Genomic DNA, 16,456 nt, shown 5'->3' with positions numbered 1-16,456 from the left:
CTGAGGCGGGGTTGGTTGCGTAGACTGATCCGAAACGGTTCGAAAAGGGGCGGAAGACCCATGGCGACGACAGCGACCCGACTGACGACCCTCGCGCTGGCGGCGACCTTCGTCGCCGCGCTCGGCCAGACCGCCGGGGCCCAGACCTATGTGGTCTGGGGCATCGGCGCGAAGACCTGCGGTGCCTGGACCGACGCCCAGCGCACGGACGAAGCCAAGGCCGAGGCCTACCAATCCTGGGTCCACGCCTTCCTCACCGGGGCCGCCTTCGGCCGCAACGGGCTCGCCGTGAAGCCGGACGCCGACATCAATCCGGAAGCGCTGACCAAATGGGTCGACGCCTGGTGCGAGGCGAACCCGCGCATGACGGTGGAGCGCGCGGCGGTGGCCCTGCTCGACCACGTGGCGGCCGCCGGCGTCCAATCCGGCGGCAAGTGACGGCGATTGCGGTCGTCGACGTCGTCGGTTAGCCCGGAATTACCCCCGGGTTAACCCGCCGTCGCCCCGAGCGTCGCGCCGTAGCGCTCTTCGAGGCGCCCGAACCAGGGGCCGATGCGGTCCTCCCCGGCGAGGTAGTCGACCGCGCCGACCACGCGCGCCCACTGGAACAGCCCCGCGATCAGGAAGTCCGCGAACAGCGGCGAGTCGCCGCCGATAAAGGGCTGGCCGCGCAGCAGAATCCGGAGCGGCGTCATCGCCTCGCGGGCCGCCGCGATCGTGATCTCGGGCTCGGCCGACACCTCCTCCAGCGGCGCCTTGAACATGCGTTCCCGCGACGCCCGGAAGTAGGCTTGCGTCTCCGCGTCCAGCCCGTCGTGGATCGCCAGCGCCATCGGCCGGGACATCTTGCCGAGCAGGTAAGCCCCCTGCGCCGCCGCCGCCCGCGTCAGCGCGACGCCGCCCTCGCCGGCAAAAAGTGCTGGCGAATCAACGCGTGTGCGCTCGAGATGCAGCGCCAGCTCGAACGAATCGCCGATGGTCACACCGTCGATCTCGACGATCGGCACCGTCTTGAAGCCGCCGCCCGCGACCTTGCCGATGTCGACGAACCGCGTCGCCGTGGTCTCGAACCGCACGCCCTTGTGGGCGAGCGCCAGCTTCGCCGCCCAGCAGTAGGGGCTCAGACGGCGGCCGTCGGCGAGCGTCAGATCGTAGAGGTGGGCGGTCAAGGGCGTCTGCTCCTAAGCTGGTTCTTGGTTGCGCGAATTCTGGCATGCCAGACGCCGCGAATGCGAGGAGAACGACGATGCTCGAACATTGGCGCATGTTCGCGGCCTACAACGCCTGGGCCAACCGCCGGCTCTACGACGCCTGCGGCGCACGGCCGGAGGCCGATTTCAGCCGCGACGGCGGCGCCTTCTTCGGATCGCTGAAGGCGACGTTGAATCACCTGCTGGTCGCCGATCGCATCTGGCTGGCGCGGTTCGAGGGCGAGGCGAACCCGGCTTACCGGCTCGACACGGTGCTGTTCGAGGACCTCGCGGCGCTCACGGCCGCGCGGGAATTCGAAGACGCGCGACTGTCCGATTACGTCGGTCGTCTTGGGCCGGACGATCTCGGCGGCGTCGTAACCTACCGCCGGCAGGCCACCTCTGAGGACATCCGGCAGCCGCTGGCGCAGGCGCTGGCCCACATCTTCAACCATCAGACCCACCACCGCGGCCAGGCCCACGCGCTGCTGACGCAGTTCGGCGGGGTCGAGGCCGCGCCGTCTCTGGATCTGGCGTTCTTCCTGCGCGGCGTGCGCTGAGGCTCAAGCCGCCGCGATCCGCATGCCGTCGAAGGCGACGTCCACATGGGCGGGGACGCGGCGTTTCAGCGTCGCGTAGTCGAGGTCGGTGTGGAGATTGGTCAGGACCGCGCGCTTCGGCTTCAGCCGGTCGATCCAGGCGAGCGCCTCGTCCAGCGAGAAATGGCTGGGGTGCGGCGTGTCGCGCAGCGCGTCGACGATCCAGACGTCGAGCCCTTCCAGCAGCGACTCGGAGGCCGGCGGGATGTCGTTGACGTCAGGCGTGTAGGCGAGGTCCCCGAAGCGGAAGCCGAGCGCCATCTCCGACCCGTGCCGCAGCTCGATCGGCAGCGCCTCGATCACGCCGCCCCGCCCCGAGATCGCGACAGTCTCGCCGGCGACGAGCCGATGTTCGTTCAGAATCGGCGGATAGTCCGAGCCTGGCGGCGTCTCGAACACATAGGCGAAGCGCCGGCGGAGAAAGTCTCCGGTCCGGGCGTCCGCCCACACGTCGACCCGCGACCGGGTGTGGATCGCGATCGGCCTGAGGTCGTCGATGCCGTGGGTGTGGTCGGCGTGCTCGTGGGTGTAGAGCACCGCGTCGAGCTGGGCGACGCCGGCGTCGATCAGCTGCTCCCGCAGATCCGCTCCGGTGTCGACCACGACCTGCGTCGCGCCGGCCGGGCCCTCGCGCTCGACCAGGATGGAGCACCGTCGACGGCGGTTGCGCGGCTCGCCCGGATCGCACCGGCCCCAGCCGCTCGCGACGCGTGGAACGCCGCCCGAGGAGCCGCAGCCGAGGATGGTGACCCGAAGGCTCACGCCGCGTCCGCGCCTTGATGCGTCACGAGAGCAGACCTCGGCGTCTTGCTGAAAAGACGGAAGAAATTGTCGGTGGTGACGCGACGGACCTCGTCCTCGCTCCAGCCGCGCACCCCGGCGAGAACCGAGGCCGTCTTCGCGGTGTATCCCGGCTCGTTGCGCTTGCCGCGGAAGGGCTCGGGAGCGAGGTAGGGCGCATCGGTTTCTACCAGCAGCCTGTCGGCCGGAACCTCGGCCGCGATGGCGCGCAGCTCCTCCGAGCGCTTGAAGGTAAGGATGCCGGAGAACGACACGTAGAGCCCGAGCGCGACGCCGCGGCGGGCGAGCTCGGCGCCGGACGAGAAGCAGTGCAGCACCGCCGGGAACGCGCCCTTCGCGGTTTCCTCCTCGAGGATCGCGATCATCGCGTCGTCGGCCGAACGGGCGTGGATGACGAGCGGGAGCTGTGCGACGCGGGCCGCGGCGATGTGGGCGCGGAACCCCTGCTCCTGAGCCTCCGGCGGGCTCGAATCGTAATGGAAGTCGAGCCCGGCCTCGCCGAATCCGACGATCTTCGGGTGTTCCGCGAGGCGCACCAGCTCTTCGGTCGTGACGTCCAGCTCCTCGTGGGCGTTCTGCGGGTGGGTGCCCACTGTGCCGTAGACCGAGGGGTAGGCGTCCACCAACTCAAGGATGCGCTCGAACCGGCGCACCCGGGTGGAGATCGTCACCATCAGTCCGACGCCCGCTTCATGCGCGCGTCGGACGATCGCGTCGCGCTCGGGCGCGAACTGGTCGAAGTCGAGGTGGCAGTGGCTGTCGACGAGGGCGGTCACGCGGCCGCCTCCGGCTCCACGTAGCGCGGAAACACCGGCTGCGGCGCGGGGAAGAGAGCGCCCGGCGCCAGACGACCGGCCGCGCCAAGCGCGTCGAAGCTGCGTGCGTCGCCGGCCACGCCGAGCAGATCGAGCAGCTTGGCGGCCGCGGCCGGCGTGAACGGCTGCACGAGGATCGCCACGTTCCGGACCGCTTCCGCCGTCACGTAGAGCACCGTCGCCATGCGCTCCGGATCGGTCTTCTTCAGCGCCCAGGGCTCCGCATTGGCGAAATAGCGGTTGGTCTCCGCCACCACCTGCCAGATGGCGCCAAGCGCCTGATGCAGGGCGAGGTCGTCGAAGGCCGCGCGCACCGTCGCCGCGAGGCCGTCGACCGCCGCGAGGATCGCCTCGTCGGCGGCGGCGAAGGCGGCGGGCGCGGGAGCCCTGCCCTCGCAGTTCTTGCCGATCATGGACAGCGAGCGCTGCGCCAGATTGCCGAGGTCGTTGGCGAGATCGGCGTTGATGCGGCCGACGATCGCCTCGTGGCTGTAGGAGCCGTCCTGGCCGAACGGCGCCTCGCGCAACAGGAAGTACCGGACCGCGTCGACGCCATAGCCCTCGGCGAGCGCAAAGGGATCGACGACGTTGCCGACCGACTTCGACATCTTCTCCCCCCGATTGTAGAGGAAGCCGTGCGCGAACACCCGCTTCGGCAGGGGCAGCCCCGCCGACATCAGGAACGCGGGCCAGAACACGGTGTGGAAGCGGATGATGTCCTTGCCGATGACGTGCAGGTCCGCCGGCCACCACTTCGCCACGGCCTCCTCGTCCGCGGGAAAGCCCGCGCCGGTGAGATAGTTCGTCAGCGCGTCCACCCACACGTACATGACGTGCTTCAGGTCGTTCGGCACCGGCACGCCCCAGTCGAACGTGGTCCGACTGATGGAGAGGTCGGACAGGCCCCGCTTCACGAAGGCCAGCACCTCGTTGCGCCGCGCGTCCGGGCCGATGAAGCCGGGCTGGTCCTCGTAGAGTTTCAGCAGCCGGTCCTGATAGGCCGAGAGCCTGAAGAAGTAGCTTTCCTCGACCACCCACTCCACCGGCGCGCCGGTGGGCGCCTTGCGCGTCCCGTCGGGGGCGAGCGTCGTCTCGGCCTCGTCGAAATAGGCCTCGTCGCGGACCGAGTACCACCCCTCGTACTTGCCGAGATAGACGTCGCCGGCGGCCTGCATGCGCCGCCACAGCTCCTGGCTCGCGGCGTAGTGGTCGGTGTCGGTGGTGCGGATGAAACGGTCGAACGAGATGCCGTAGAGCTCGTCCATCGCCTTGAAGCGCAGAGAGTTTCTGGTCGCCCAGTCGATCGGAGCCACGCCCTCGCGCGCGGCGGTCTGGGCCATCTTCAGGCCGTGCTCGTCGGTGCCGGTGAGGAAGCGCACATCGCGGCCGTCGAGCCGATGAAACCGTGCGATAGCGTCGGTCGCGATCGCCTCGTAGACATGGCCGATGTGCGGGACGCCGTTGGGATAGGCGATCGCGGTCGTGACGTAATAAGGGCTCTTGGACGTCGCCATCGCTCGTCAGATGTCTTGCGCCGGCCGCTGTCAGCGGCGCGCGAGGCCGGCGAGTTGGGCGAGCGTCTCCAGAACGAAGGGCCGGCGGTCGAGGTTGAAGGTCTCGATGTCCCGCGCGGCGCGGGCGGTTTTTTCCCACACCTCCGCAAACCGCGCAAGGCGCGCTTCCCCCGCCGCGGCGCCAGCGCGCACCCGGGCGTGAAGCCAGTCCCCGACCAGCGACACGAACAGGCCGAACCGCTGCTCGGCGCCCCGCTTGGCGAGATCCTCGGCCAGTGCGTGGCTCGCCTTGACGTCGACATCCGGGAGCCGATCGAGCAGGCCGGAGACGACGCGGTGCAGGGACGCGCCGTCGCTGGCGAGCAGCGACAGGGCGTGGGCGACGCTGCCTTCGCTGAGGGCCGCGGCGGTGTCGAGCGCCTCGTCGTCGTGCTCTTCGGCGATCTCGGGCAGGCCGCCGAGCACGGTCCGCACTTCGGACGAGGCGAGCGGCGCCAAGGTCAGGGCCCGGCAGCGCGAGCGCACCGGCGCAGGCAGGCCGCGCGGCGCGGCGGAGAGCAGGACGAAGATCGCTCGCGGCGGCGGCTCCTCCAGCACCTTGAGCAAGGCGTTCGCCGCGGCGCCGTTCATGTCGTCGGCGGTGTCCACGATCGCGACGCGCCAGCCGCCCTCGCCCGCCGTGGACCCGAAGAACCCGGTGGCCCGCCGCACGTCGTCGACCCGGATGTCGCCGTAGAACGCCTTGCGGTCCGCGTTCCAACCGCGGCGCAGCACCAGAAGATCGGGGTGCGACAGCCGGGCGACGCGGCGCGCCGCGGGATGATCCCTCGGCACGGCGAGCGAGGCGGCGCCCGCAGCCTCGGCCGGGTCGGGGTGCGCCAGCACGAAACGCGCGAGACGGTAGGCGAGCGTCGCCTTGCCGATCCCCTCAGGCCCCGCGACCAGCCAGGCGTGGTGCATGCGATTCGAGCCGTAGGCCGCCGCAAGCTCATCTTCGGCGGCCCGATGGCCGACCAGCCCCTCGGTCTCGCGTGGGTGCGGGCAGCCCTCGCGACGGTCGGATTCGGGAACGCCGTCGGCGTCGCTCATTGGACGGCTCCCGCCATGAACAGCCGGCGCTCGACCGCTTCCCACACCCGCCGCTCCACCACGTCGGCGTCGCCGCCCGCGTCAATCAGCAGGCAGCGCTCGGGCTCGGCGCGCGCGATCTCCACGAAGGCGCGGCGCAGGCGCTCGTGGAACGAGCCGTCCTCCGCCTCGAACCGATCGGGGGTGGCGAGCGCGCCGGCCCGCAGCTTCGCGCGCTCGAGGCCGATCGCGGCCGGAGCGTCGAGGATCAAGGTCAGGTCCGGCATGGTCTGGCCCGCCGCGAGCGTTTCGAAGGCGCGGATCAGCTCCGGCTCGACCCCTCCGAGCACGCCCTGATAGGCGCGGGTCGAATCGATGAAGCGGTCGCACAGCGCCCAGACGCCGCGGTCGAGCGCCGGGCGGATGGTGCGCTCCACATGGTCGGCCCGCGCCGCCGCGACCAGCACCGTCTCCGCCAGCGGACCGAAACGCTTGGCGCCGCCTGAGAGCAGCACATCCCTCAGCGCCTCGGCGCGCGGCGAGCCGCCCGGCTCGCGCGTGACGATCACCTCGACGCCCCGCCGCTCGAGAGCCGCCGCCAGACGTTTGAGCTGGGTCGACTTCCCGACCCCCTCGCCGCCTTCGAACGTGATGAAGCGTCCGCGCATTCAGATCTTCGCGGCCACCTGGCCGAAGAGATCGCCGACGAGTTCGAGGGCGCCGTCGACCGCGCGGCGGCCGAGATCGCCGACGGCGACGTCCTCCGAAGCGGTCAGCGCGGTCTCGACGGTCAGCGTCTCGCCTCGCCACACCCGGAGCGTGCCGACGCGCGTGCCCCGCGCGATCGGGGCCTGCAGCGGCCCGTCGTAGCTCACCCGCGCCACGATCCGGGCGTCGTCGCCCTTCGGCGTCAGCAGCGCGACCGGACCCGAGGCCACCAGCGGCACGTAGCGGCGCTCGCCGCCGAAGACCCGCGCCTCAGCGACGGCCTCGTCGGCGGCGAAGATCTGCCGCTCCTCGAAGGCGGAGAAGCCCCAGTCCAGCAGTTTCTTCGCCTCTTCCGAGCGCGCCTTCGCGGTCTCCAGTCCCATCAGCACCACGATCAGGCGGCGCCCGTCGCGGAACGCGGAGCCGGCGAGGCTGAAGCCGCCGTCCTCGGTCCAGCCGGTCTTCAGGCCATCGGCCCCGGCGTAGTCCGCGAGCAAAGGGTTACGATTGCGCTGGGAGATCTTGTTCCAGGTGAATTCGGGCTCCCGGAACGTCGGGTAGCGGTCGGGATAGGATCGGACGAGATGCTCGGCCAGCCTCGCCACGTCGCGCGCCGTCATGCGCTGCTCAGGGTCGGGCTGGCCGGTCGCGTTGCGGAAGGTCGAACGCGCAAGACCGAGTTCCCGGGCGCGGGCGTTCATCAGCTCCGCGAAGGCCGGCTCGGACCCCGCGAGGCCGGCCGCGAGCGTGATCGCGGCGTCGCCGCCGGACTGCACGATGACGCCGCGCAGCAGATCGGCGACGGCGACCTCGGAGTTGAGCTTGGCGAACATCGCCGAGCCGCGCGAGGGGGCGCCGCCCCGTCGCCAGGCGTCTTCGGTGATCTTGAACGTCTGGTCCGGCTTCAGTCGCCCGTCGTCGAGCGCCTGGAACGCCAGCTCAACGGTCATCAGCGTGGCCAGGCTCGCAGGCGGCGACGGCAGGTCGGCCTGCTTGGCGTAGAGCACGGAGCCGGAGGTCACGTCGTAGAGGTAGGCGATCGGCGCGGCGGTCTTGAAATCCTTCGCGGCGGCGGACGCGGCCTCGGCTTCACCGCCGGCCAGCGCAGTCAACGCAAGACCCGCGCAGACGCCTCTCAGCGGCGACGCAATCCCGGCCAAGATCCTGATCAACATCGTCACGCCCGCCGTTCGCGCCAGTCGAACCTCACGATACGTCGGAGGCCGCGGGGGCACAATCGATCGGAGCCCGCGCGACGTTCACGCCGCGCGACAGGGTTAGCGGAGATTGGAGTACGCGTTGGCGGCGCCGAGGTTCGGCTCCTGGCTGCGGACAAAGGCCGGCGTGTCGCCAAAGCCTTCGAAGCTCGCGGCGATCCGCGCGGCCACCGCGGGGTTCTGCGCGGGCCGAAGCACGGGGGCGGCTTCCTCAGGCGTCTCGGCTCCGGACAGCTGAGGCGCGACGGCGGCAAGCACCGGCTCCTCCGTCGGCTTCACCACACGCTTCGCCACGACCTTCGGCGCGGACGCCCGCATGGCCGGGGCCGGCTGTGTCGTCGTCGCGAGCCGGACGTCGGCCCTGCTCTCGGGCGCCTTGGCGTCGAGCGGCTTCACGTCCGCCAGCCTGGCCTTCGGCTCCGGGACGACCTGCGACGCGGCTGCGATGCGCGGTTCGGCCTTCGCGGCTACAGCCAAAGCCGCAGGCGCGGCCTGCCGGGCGACGACGGTCGGCTTCGCCGCCGGGATCGGCAGCGGGACCGCCGCCTGCGCCGGAGCGTAAGCCGTGGTCAGATTGGTCTCGACCTGGGGAGCCGGAGCCTCGGCGCTGGCGACGACCGTCAGGCCGGCGGAAGGCGCGGCGCGACCCAGCAGTTCGGAGTCCGACACCGGCTTCAGGCTGGCGAGTTGCACGCCCTCGGGCGCCGCCGGCCGGCCGAACTCCTTGTAGGTCGCGAGCAACTGGCGATCGTCGGTGCCGGCAAGCGGGGCGAGCCCGACATAGTCGATCTTGACCGCCCCGACGCCCGCGCGGCGGAAGCCGAGCACGTCGGCGGTGCGCTGCGAGACGTCGATGAGCCGGCCTTTGTGGAACGGTCCGCGGTCGTTGACGCGCACGACGACGGATCGCCCGTTGGTGACGTTCGTCACGCGGACATACGACGGCAGCGGCAGCGACGGGTGAGCGGCGCTGAGCGCGGCCGAATCGAAGACCTCGCCGTTGGCCGTGCGGCGGCCATGAAAACGGGCGCCATAGAAGGACGCCAGACCGACGCCGACCGGACCGGGCTTGCGCGTCGCCGGCGAATAGACCTTGCCGGCGACTTGGTACGTCTTGCCGACGCTGTAGACCCCGCCGCCTTTCGGCACGGGCTTCCCGGCGGCGACCACCTGCGGGCTCGTGGCGACGCCGAGCACGGGATCGACGGTCGGCGCGACGGCTGCGGTCTTAGGCGCCTGCGTCTGCGCCGAGCAGGCGGCGAGAGCTGCGCAGGCCGCGATGGCGGCGACCTGAGGAATGCGGAAGGCGAATGGAACGACCGATCGACGGTTCTGCGCTGGGGTGACCGTCGCTGCGTCGTTCATGCCGTCCGTCCTTGCATGCGCCGGGGACGCAGACGCGGCCGCGCGTAAAGCGCCTCCACGTCCGTCAGCGCCTTCGCGCCGCCCGCCCCCGTTAGATGGCGCGTCAGTGGCGCGCCGGGATCACAGTTATGAACGAAGCTTCGTAAAAAAGGCAAGAGTGGGGCGTTTGCGCCACATTTGCTTCCGATCATCTCGCAATGCGCGCCGTGCCTTTCAGGCCGTCGTCGCGAACCCAGGCGATCTTGTCGCCGCCGAGGCTCGCGACGGTGAAGCAAAACGCCTTGCCGTCGTACCAGGTCCGCCACTTCTGGCAGAGTTTCGGGCCGTCGACCCACCAGCGACCGCTGTCCTTCGGCTGCATGAAGCGCCCGAGCCCGACCGCGTCCCCGGAACCGTCGACGACGCCGTCCTTCCGGTAGTTCAGGGGAAACTCGCCGCCGAGCGGCGTGGCAAGATAGACCGTGCGGCCGGCGATGGTTTCGGACAGCGCGTCGCCGGCGAGGTCCTGCGCGTGCACGGTTGAGCCGGCCAGGACGCAAAAGAGCCCGGCAATGAGGGACGCTGCGCGCATTTCGAAACTCCCGCCACGTGGCGCGTTAAGGCTTGTGTCGGGAGATACGCAGACGGCCGCGTTTCGGTTGTCGCGCCGCTCGCCGGTGTTGCGGCGCAGCGCCGTCTCCGCCATCATCGCGCCGCCTCAGCGCCCCGATCGGCGGCGTCTGGCGTCCGCGGAAGGGTGGCCGAGCGGTTTAAGGCAGCGGTCTTGAAAACCGCCGTGGGGGCGACTCCACCGTGGGTTCGAATCCCACCCCTTCCGCCAATCTTCCTATTCCCGCCCTATTTAAGAACGCCAAACACCGCCGTTTCCCGCACAAAAAGCGCTCCGATCAAATAGAGCGGGGCCGCAGGAGGTTCATTTTTCCCTTTTTCGACAAAGCCGATTTCGCGGGTGTACCCAGCCAGCGCCTGCAGCGAGCGATTAAGGAATTCGAAACCACCATAGATCGCGCCGTTGGCGAAGAGGTGAGAGCGGATGGCGCATGCGGCGTTGATCGTTGGTCAGCGCTCGCCGGAATTCATTGGCACGCGGCAAATGGGGCGGTCGTTTCCTATGCTTCACGCCAGGCTGCGGAACTGGTCGCTTGGGTGCGAGAAGAAGCCGACTCGATCCTATGGTATTGCAGCGGGCCTCCCGGTGAGGTGGCCCCATGGATCAGCGCGGCAATGGCTACAGAAGGGTGGACGTCGTCTCTGGCACCCTGCCGATTTTCCTAAACGGGCCGTCTCCACCCAAATGGCCTTCATTCAGCGGCTTAGCTGGGCCTCTTGATAACCGTCGATTATTCATGTGCCAGCGCCGACGACTACCGCTGACATGCTGGCGTTTTGGTGCTGCAATCAAGCGTTCTGAAGGCCGCCATCCATTCACGGCTCATCCCTAGCAGACGCCATCCAGGCGAGCGATACTCAGCACCGCCAACTCAAATCTCGATAATTTATTGCGCGTGGAGCATAGCTGCTGCGACTAGTCTTTACCGAGCAATCGGGTACATAAGAAAAGTGGGGGCCGGCGAGGCAAGTTGACGAAGATCGACAGCAGGGTGAATTTGAAGTGACAGAAATAGCTGTTGCCAGCGAAAGACAAACAGCCATTCGCTTGCTCGCCTGCATTCAGGCGGCCGGCGACGCAAATGATGCAAGCCGCTGGGGAAGCGATGTTGTGTGCGTCCTGCACTCCCAGTCGCGCCTGCAGGCTCTCGACTTCTGGATGCGCAATCCCGATTACCTCGCCAACGAACTCCTGACGGAATTCGAGACGTCCGGCGAACGCGATCTGCTGACGATCGCACAGCGTATATTCGATGATCGCGAACCCGATCTTCGGCGCCTGCCGATGGTACGCTATCTGTTCGGGGCGTTCGAACCGCTCGACAATGCGCTGGCTATCCTGAGGGCAGCAGACCTCATTCGGATCAAGCGTGACGGTGTTCCCGGCAAGATCCGCGAGCATCTCTATCTGTTGACCAGCGCAGGCGAAGACGCGCTGGGGCGGATCGCCGCTGCAGCGCCCGAGCTTGGCTGGTATCGCGATCGTGCCTGTATCGTGGCGCGGGTGGCGGGTGAACAGGGCGGCAAGGCGTTGAAGGACCGACAGTATCTACAGGCTGAATATGCGGGAACGGAACTTAGCCATTTGATCCAGCCGGTCACCGATCGGGTGCTGGCACGGCTCGCGGCAATCTTGGAAGGGCTCGGCGAATGAGCAGTGGTTGGCTGGAGACGGTCGCGGAAAAGGCAGGCATGCGCCCCGCAGAAGCGGAGTTGGCTCTACGCAAGCGAGGGATCACGGCGGACCGGCCCCTGCGTCCCGCACGAAAGCTGACAGTGCGGCGCATTGCTTTCAAGGGAGAGAAGCGCGGAACCGCACAAGGTCCGATCGACTTCGACTGGTCAGACCTTGCCGCCGGCGTCTGGGCAGTAACGAGCGAACGTAACCTCCGTGGCAAATCGACCGTGCTGGAGATCCTGCTGTGGGCGCTGCGAGGCACACCCAAGGGCCTGCAGGACGATGTGCGCCGGTGGTTGTCCTCGGTGTGCGTCGAATTCGATGTCGATGATCAGCATTACGTGGTGGAGTTTGCGGTCGAGGAGCGTGTTCCGCGCGGCAGCCTGGCGCGTCGCCGCGTGTCGGGCGAGATTGACGAGTTGGACCGCTTCATGTCGGACGAGGGATTCGAGGCCGCGATGTCGCGCTTCATGATGAACACGCTCGATCTCGACCCGATCACGGCGATGCAGGGTAAGGAAGACGAGCGCCAGGTCGTCGAGCATGGTTGGGCCGCGCTCTCGGGCGGTCTCTATTTTGGCGGCGACCACAAGCAGTTGCTCGGCGACGTCCAAATGGCCGGCCTGCCCGCGCGGATGCTGCAGATGTATATTGGCATGCCCTGGGCGACGACGGTCATGCAGGCGGGCACGGCAAAGCGCGAACTCGACCAGGAGACCGAGAAAGCGTCCAAGGCTGCCACGATGGCCACGAAAGACGCGGAGACGGCACGCGCACGAATCGACCGCGAACTCCAGGTAGCGAAGAAGATTCTCGAAGGTTTCGCGCCGGCGACCGGTACGGCCGCCGAGCTCGAGCGACTTGCCGGCGAGGTCGCCCGCCTTTCGCCGATTGCTCTCGATCTCGCGCAGCGCCTAGCCCGCGCCGAGACCGAAGCAACCGAACTGGAACGCCTCGCGACCGCGGACGAGCGGGCGGTGCGTGATCTGCGGGAGAACATCGTCGCGACGCAATTCTTCAACGGCCTGCAGCCTGTTTGCTGCCCGCGTTGCGAGACGCGCGTGTCGGGCGAACGGCTGAAGCGCGAAAGCGCTGATCTGAGCTGTTCGCTCTGCGCCGAGGATATCCCGATCGACGAGATGGAGGGCGCAAGCGAGGGGCTGGACGCGAGCGAACAGCGTTTAGCGGCTGCCAAGGCTGCCGCCGGTCGCGCGCGTGCCAACGCCAAGGCACTCGGGGGGCAGTCGAAGGCGAGCAGCGCCGAGCTCGAAGAGGCACGCCAGGCACTCACCAAGGCGGCGACGAGCGCCACGTTCGAACAGCGCCGCAAGGCAGAACTCGAGGTCGCGCGACTGGAAGGCGCTCTGAAGGAGCGCCACGCGCCTGCGACACCCGTCGCCGTTTCTCCCGACGTAGCGCTCGTCAGCGCGGCTCACGCAGAGGCAGACAAAGCCTATAAGGCTGGTCGCGGCGACATCCTCGATCGGCTGAACGCGGAGATTCTCGCGCTGGGACAGCGGCTCGGCGTGCAGATGCTGGAGGAGGTCAAGCTCAACACCAACGCCTCTCTCCTTCTGACCAAGGGCGGCGAGCCGACCAGCTTCAGCAAGGTGACGGCGGGCGAGCGACTGCGGCTGCGGATCGCGACTGCGGTGGCTCTGCTTCGTGTCGGTCGGGAACGGGGCCTCGGTCGCCATCCCGGTCTCCTGATCGTCGATTCCCCAGCTGCTGAAGAAGTGAGTCCCGATGACCTGACCGCCGTACTGAGCGAGCTTCAGGCGATTTCGCGGGAAACCGAGGGACTGCAGATCATCATCGGGAGCGCCAATGCCAGCGCGATTGTCGATCGGCTCGGCGAGCAATGGTGCCGGTCCGCGACGGGCGATGATTATCTATGGTAGCGCTGTCGCCGTCGCGCTCTTCAGCATGAGCGCGCTTGATCTTCTCGAGGCGCGGTTGGCGGAGAGCCAGCCGATCACGGTCGACGATCTTGGCGGCGTGGATGAAATCCTCGCCGACGCTGATCGGCTCCAAGCGGCGCCCTTCCTTGACATTCTCGCCGACATGGTCAGTGCGGCCCCGCCCACCGAAGGCGCGCGGCTGCATGATTTTCTGGTGGGCGGTTTCGCTGTGGCACGCGATCCGCAATCCTTCCGCGACGCGATCGACCGGCTCATTAGGAGCACGACGCTGCGTGCTGCCATCGCCCAGGCTGTCGTTGCGATCTTCACGCGGCGAATTCGGGAACGCGCGACCGAGCGCGAGACGCTGATTGCTGCCTATGCGCTCGAAGGCCTTTTCCGTCTCGCGCTGGAAGGCGATGTGAGCCGTCACCGGCCCCTACTCGAGCTCACCGAGGTCGCATCCGATGTGCCGGGTTCCTTCGCGCAACATGTCGCAAAGATTGGCGGGGCCGCCTTCCATGCATGGGGTGATGACGATCTGCTGACGATGCTCCACCGGCTGCTCGACAACGAGGAAGCAGAAAGCGAAGCGGCGTTCGAGCTCGGCCTCGCACATCTGGCGCGTGCGCTCGACGGCAAGGATATGGCAACGATCCTTGCCGGCCTAGGCACGGCACGGCTGCTTTTCGAACGGGCGCGCGAGGTCGATGATGATCGGTCGGACGCACGCGCCTATCGATCGGCGATTGATCTCGTTCTCGGCTTTGCGGCGAACCGGAGCGTTGCGGAGATGCAGGCGACGCTGACCGATCTGGTGACAGCCGCGCGAGATCGTGCAGTGGTGCTACGCACCGGCCACGTGGTGCCATGGCTCGCGCCTCGTCAGGACGTGGATATTGAATGGTTTGAACTCGCGCGCACGGTCCAACGCGCGGCCGACGATCTTGCCCGTCCGAGCTGGATCAATGCCGCCACGACCATGGATCGCATCCTCGCCGTCTATGACGCAAGTTGTACCATCGCCCACGGCGACGGGCTACGGCTCGTATTGCGTCCCCGGGTCGAGGCCTCTTTCCTGCGCGAACGCGGCCTCGCGGGCCATCTCGACGATCTGCTCAGCGAGGGCCAATGGCCTGATGCACAGCGAACGATCGCGCAAAATCTTCGCGCCGGATTGGATGAGGCTCACCGCGCCGGTGCCGGGCCGGGAAAAGCCAGGGAGAATGAGCAATATCCGCTGCTCGCGCGCATTCTCCCCGAGGGCGCCTCGACCGAGCAGATTCCCTCTGACATGGCACGATCGCTTGAGGTCGGGCTCGCCAGCCATGTCGCGCACGGCCGCGTGCTTGCCAATCCAGTCCTGCAACGTGTGCTGGCGTCGTTGCGTGATCAACTGGCCGCCAGCAGCGAATATACAGGCGAGATCCAGCAGGCATTCGACGCCGTACTCCAACAGATTTTGATGTTTTGCAGTGACCGGCAGAATGCCGAGATACGCGATCTCGGCGCGCGCGGCGCCTATCTGCGCGCCTCGGATCCGAGCGAGGCCGACCTCCAGGCAGACCTCCGCGACTTCCTCAAGGGCAATCTCGTCGGTGCGGAGGTGCTGTCCGAAGTGCGCGGCGTCGCGACTGGCCGGACAGATCTCTATATCAGTCTAGGTGGCCCGGCTTTCGTTATCGAGCTCAAAAAGCACGAGGGCGCGTTTTCACCCGAGGCTGCCAATCGCTACCTGGCGCAGGCAACCAGTTACCAAGCGGCCAATGTCCGGCTCGGATTTCTCGGCGCACTCGAACTCGTCGATCGGCCAGGGCCGGTGCCGAGCATAGAAGAGTGCCTCTGGCATAGCGCTTATGTTCCCGAAGGTGGTGCGCTCGCCCGGCATCTCATCGTCTTCAGGGTTCCCGGCCGCCTGAGATCCCCATCTGCGCTTCGCTAGAGCGGATTTTCCTCAAGGCATCGCACGTTCGCATCTGGGCGAATAAACCAATACTCGGCGTGCCCGCCCGAACGTTTGTGTGGCAGCTATACCGCTATAGAGCATGCTCAAGATCAATATGAATCTGAGCAACCCAGAGGCACCCAGACTAACATTACTAACCGACTCGAACAGTGTCAGCCGACAGTGACGCGAGGTTCGCGAACGTGCATCTCCACGCGCAAGCCCGCCGTAGCGGCCATGTTAACCAACGCGTCGAGGCCGAACAGGTCGACCTTACCACGCGTAAGGTCTGAGATCCGCGGCTGGGTCACCCCAAAGACTTTGGCCGCTTGAGACTGGCTGAGATGCGCGCGGGAAATATGCTCTTTGAGCGCCGTCATGAGCGCCGCGCGTAACTTTACGCTCTCGGTCTGCTCCGGGCTCGCCTCGGCTGGTGCTGACGGCTCCAGATCCTTCACCGGGCTTGCTGACCATTCGCTGTTCGCACCGATGTCCAGCGAGAATTGTTCGTGGGCGATGTTGGCGATCTTCGCGGTGAGGCCAATCTTCTCTTCTGCCTTTGCGCGAGCATGATCCGACATGAAGGCGACAAGGCGCTCCAAGCCGTCCTTGTCCGATATGGTGACAAAATCCTTGTTCTTGTTCACGAAGACCACGGACTTCTTCTTTTCTCGAAGAAGCTCGATGACATTGCTGAGCGTGCCGGTGCTTTTGCAATCCCAGACCATGAGGCCATAGTCGCTGTGGCGCGCCATCTCCAGGTCTTTGGCGGTAAAATAGGCGCGCGTGCCCGCCTTCGCCTTCGAGACGACCCTGTGGACCGGCCATTCTGCGACATTGTTCCGGGGCGAGTCCCCGGTGCAATACACGGTCACCTTTCCGGCTTGGTACCGATGGAGGCATTCCTGAATTGAGGTATCGGCGCCATCGGCGTCTCCGACCACGACGTTGAAGTCTGAAGACACGATCTTGTTGATCCTATCCGCCACCTTCTCATGTAGGCGGTTGATGGAGATTGATCCGGCGATGAAGACAGTGGTCATGGC

15 protein-coding genes and 1 tRNA gene are annotated in these 16,456 nt (G+C 67.3%); 6 read left to right on the top strand and 10 right to left on the bottom strand.

Annotated features, from left to right (window positions below; translation table 11 throughout):
- The first annotated feature begins 60 nt into the window (after positions 1-60).
- A complete protein-coding gene (locus JOD31_RS00405) occupies positions 61-438 on the top strand; it encodes a hypothetical protein (RefSeq protein ID WP_204948352.1) in 378 nt (125 codons plus the stop codon).
- A 50-nt stretch (positions 439-488) separates the two neighbouring features.
- Here the strand turns inward: JOD31_RS00405 and JOD31_RS00400 are convergent, their stop codons facing one another.
- Positions 489-1,169, bottom strand: coding sequence for a glutathione S-transferase N-terminal domain-containing protein (locus JOD31_RS00400; protein ID WP_204948351.1), 681 nt, complete (start codon positions 1,167-1,169; stop codon positions 489-491).
- A gap of 77 nt (positions 1,170-1,246) precedes the next feature.
- On the opposite strand from JOD31_RS00400, the gene JOD31_RS00395 reads away from it, so the two are divergent.
- Positions 1,247-1,750 carry a DinB family protein gene (locus JOD31_RS00395; protein ID WP_204948350.1) on the top strand — a complete coding sequence of 168 codons (504 nt, stop codon included), beginning with the start codon at positions 1,247-1,249 and terminating at the stop codon, positions 1,748-1,750.
- A gap of 3 nt (positions 1,751-1,753) precedes the next feature.
- Here JOD31_RS00395 and JOD31_RS00390 read toward each other — a convergent pair whose 3' ends face one another.
- From JOD31_RS00390 to JOD31_RS00355, 8 genes are all read right to left on the bottom strand, one after another.
- The gene (locus tag JOD31_RS00390; RefSeq protein WP_204948349.1) at positions 1,754-2,551 is read right to left on the bottom strand and encodes an MBL fold metallo-hydrolase; all 798 of its coding nucleotides are present in this window, start codon (positions 2,549-2,551) and stop codon (positions 1,754-1,756) included.
- Positions 2,548-3,366 carry a TatD family hydrolase gene (locus JOD31_RS00385; protein WP_204948348.1) on the bottom strand — a complete coding sequence of 273 codons (819 nt, stop codon included), beginning with the start codon at positions 3,364-3,366 and terminating at the stop codon, positions 2,548-2,550. The genes JOD31_RS00390 and JOD31_RS00385 overlap by 4 nt, the downstream gene beginning before the upstream one ends.
- A complete protein-coding gene (gene metG, locus JOD31_RS00380) occupies positions 3,363-4,919 on the bottom strand; it encodes a methionine--tRNA ligase (protein WP_204948347.1) in 1,557 nt (518 codons plus the stop codon). The genes JOD31_RS00385 and metG overlap by 4 nt, the downstream gene beginning before the upstream one ends.
- Positions 4,920-4,949: 30 nt before the next feature.
- Positions 4,950-6,008, bottom strand: coding sequence for a DNA polymerase III subunit delta' (locus JOD31_RS00375; protein ID WP_204948346.1), 1,059 nt, complete (start codon positions 6,006-6,008; stop codon positions 4,950-4,952).
- Positions 6,005-6,655, bottom strand: coding sequence for a dTMP kinase (gene tmk, locus JOD31_RS00370; RefSeq protein ID WP_204948345.1), 651 nt, complete (start codon positions 6,653-6,655; stop codon positions 6,005-6,007). Before tmk ends, JOD31_RS00375 begins: the two co-directional genes overlap by 4 nt.
- Positions 6,656-7,870, bottom strand: coding sequence for a D-alanyl-D-alanine carboxypeptidase family protein (locus JOD31_RS00365; RefSeq protein WP_204948344.1), 1,215 nt, complete (start codon positions 7,868-7,870; stop codon positions 6,656-6,658).
- 102 nt (positions 7,871-7,972) lie between these two features.
- Positions 7,973-9,277, bottom strand: a complete 1,305-nt coding sequence (locus tag JOD31_RS19595) for a septal ring lytic transglycosylase RlpA family protein (protein ID WP_204948343.1) — start codon at positions 9,275-9,277, stop codon at positions 7,973-7,975.
- Positions 9,278-9,464: 187 nt separating this feature from the next.
- Positions 9,465-9,962, bottom strand: coding sequence for a hypothetical protein (locus JOD31_RS00355; RefSeq protein ID WP_246482287.1), 498 nt, complete (start codon positions 9,960-9,962; stop codon positions 9,465-9,467).
- Between the two features lie 45 nt (positions 9,963-10,007).
- On the opposite strand from JOD31_RS00355, the gene JOD31_RS00350 reads away from it, so the two are divergent.
- The 4 genes from JOD31_RS00350 (at position 10,008) to JOD31_RS00335 (ending at position 15,407) form a co-directional block, all read left to right on the top strand.
- Positions 10,008-10,097 (top strand) — tRNA-Ser (locus tag JOD31_RS00350).
- Between the two features lie 837 nt (positions 10,098-10,934).
- The gene (locus JOD31_RS00345) at positions 10,935-11,540 is read left to right on the top strand and encodes a hypothetical protein (RefSeq protein ID WP_204948342.1); all 606 of its coding nucleotides are present in this window, start codon (positions 10,935-10,937) and stop codon (positions 11,538-11,540) included.
- Positions 11,537-13,465 carry a coiled-coil domain-containing protein gene (locus tag JOD31_RS00340; protein ID WP_204948341.1) on the top strand — a complete coding sequence of 643 codons (1,929 nt, stop codon included), beginning with the start codon at positions 11,537-11,539 and terminating at the stop codon, positions 13,463-13,465. Before JOD31_RS00345 ends, JOD31_RS00340 begins: the two co-directional genes overlap by 4 nt.
- A complete protein-coding gene (locus JOD31_RS00335) occupies positions 13,404-15,407 on the top strand; it encodes a hypothetical protein (protein ID WP_204948340.1) in 2,004 nt (667 codons plus the stop codon). The genes JOD31_RS00340 and JOD31_RS00335 overlap by 62 nt, the downstream gene beginning before the upstream one ends.
- A gap of 176 nt (positions 15,408-15,583) precedes the next feature.
- Here the strand turns inward: JOD31_RS00335 and JOD31_RS00330 are convergent, their stop codons facing one another.
- A complete protein-coding gene (locus JOD31_RS00330) occupies positions 15,584-16,453 on the bottom strand; it encodes a helix-turn-helix domain-containing protein (RefSeq protein ID WP_204948339.1) in 870 nt (289 codons plus the stop codon).
- Between the last annotated feature and the right edge of the window lie 3 nt (positions 16,454-16,456).

Origin of the sequence: Methylopila capsulata (assembly GCF_016907975.1) — a bacterium.
Lineage (GTDB): Bacteria > Pseudomonadota > Alphaproteobacteria > Rhizobiales > Methylopilaceae > Methylopila > Methylopila capsulata.
This window is presented reverse-complemented; position numbering and strand designations above follow the sequence as displayed.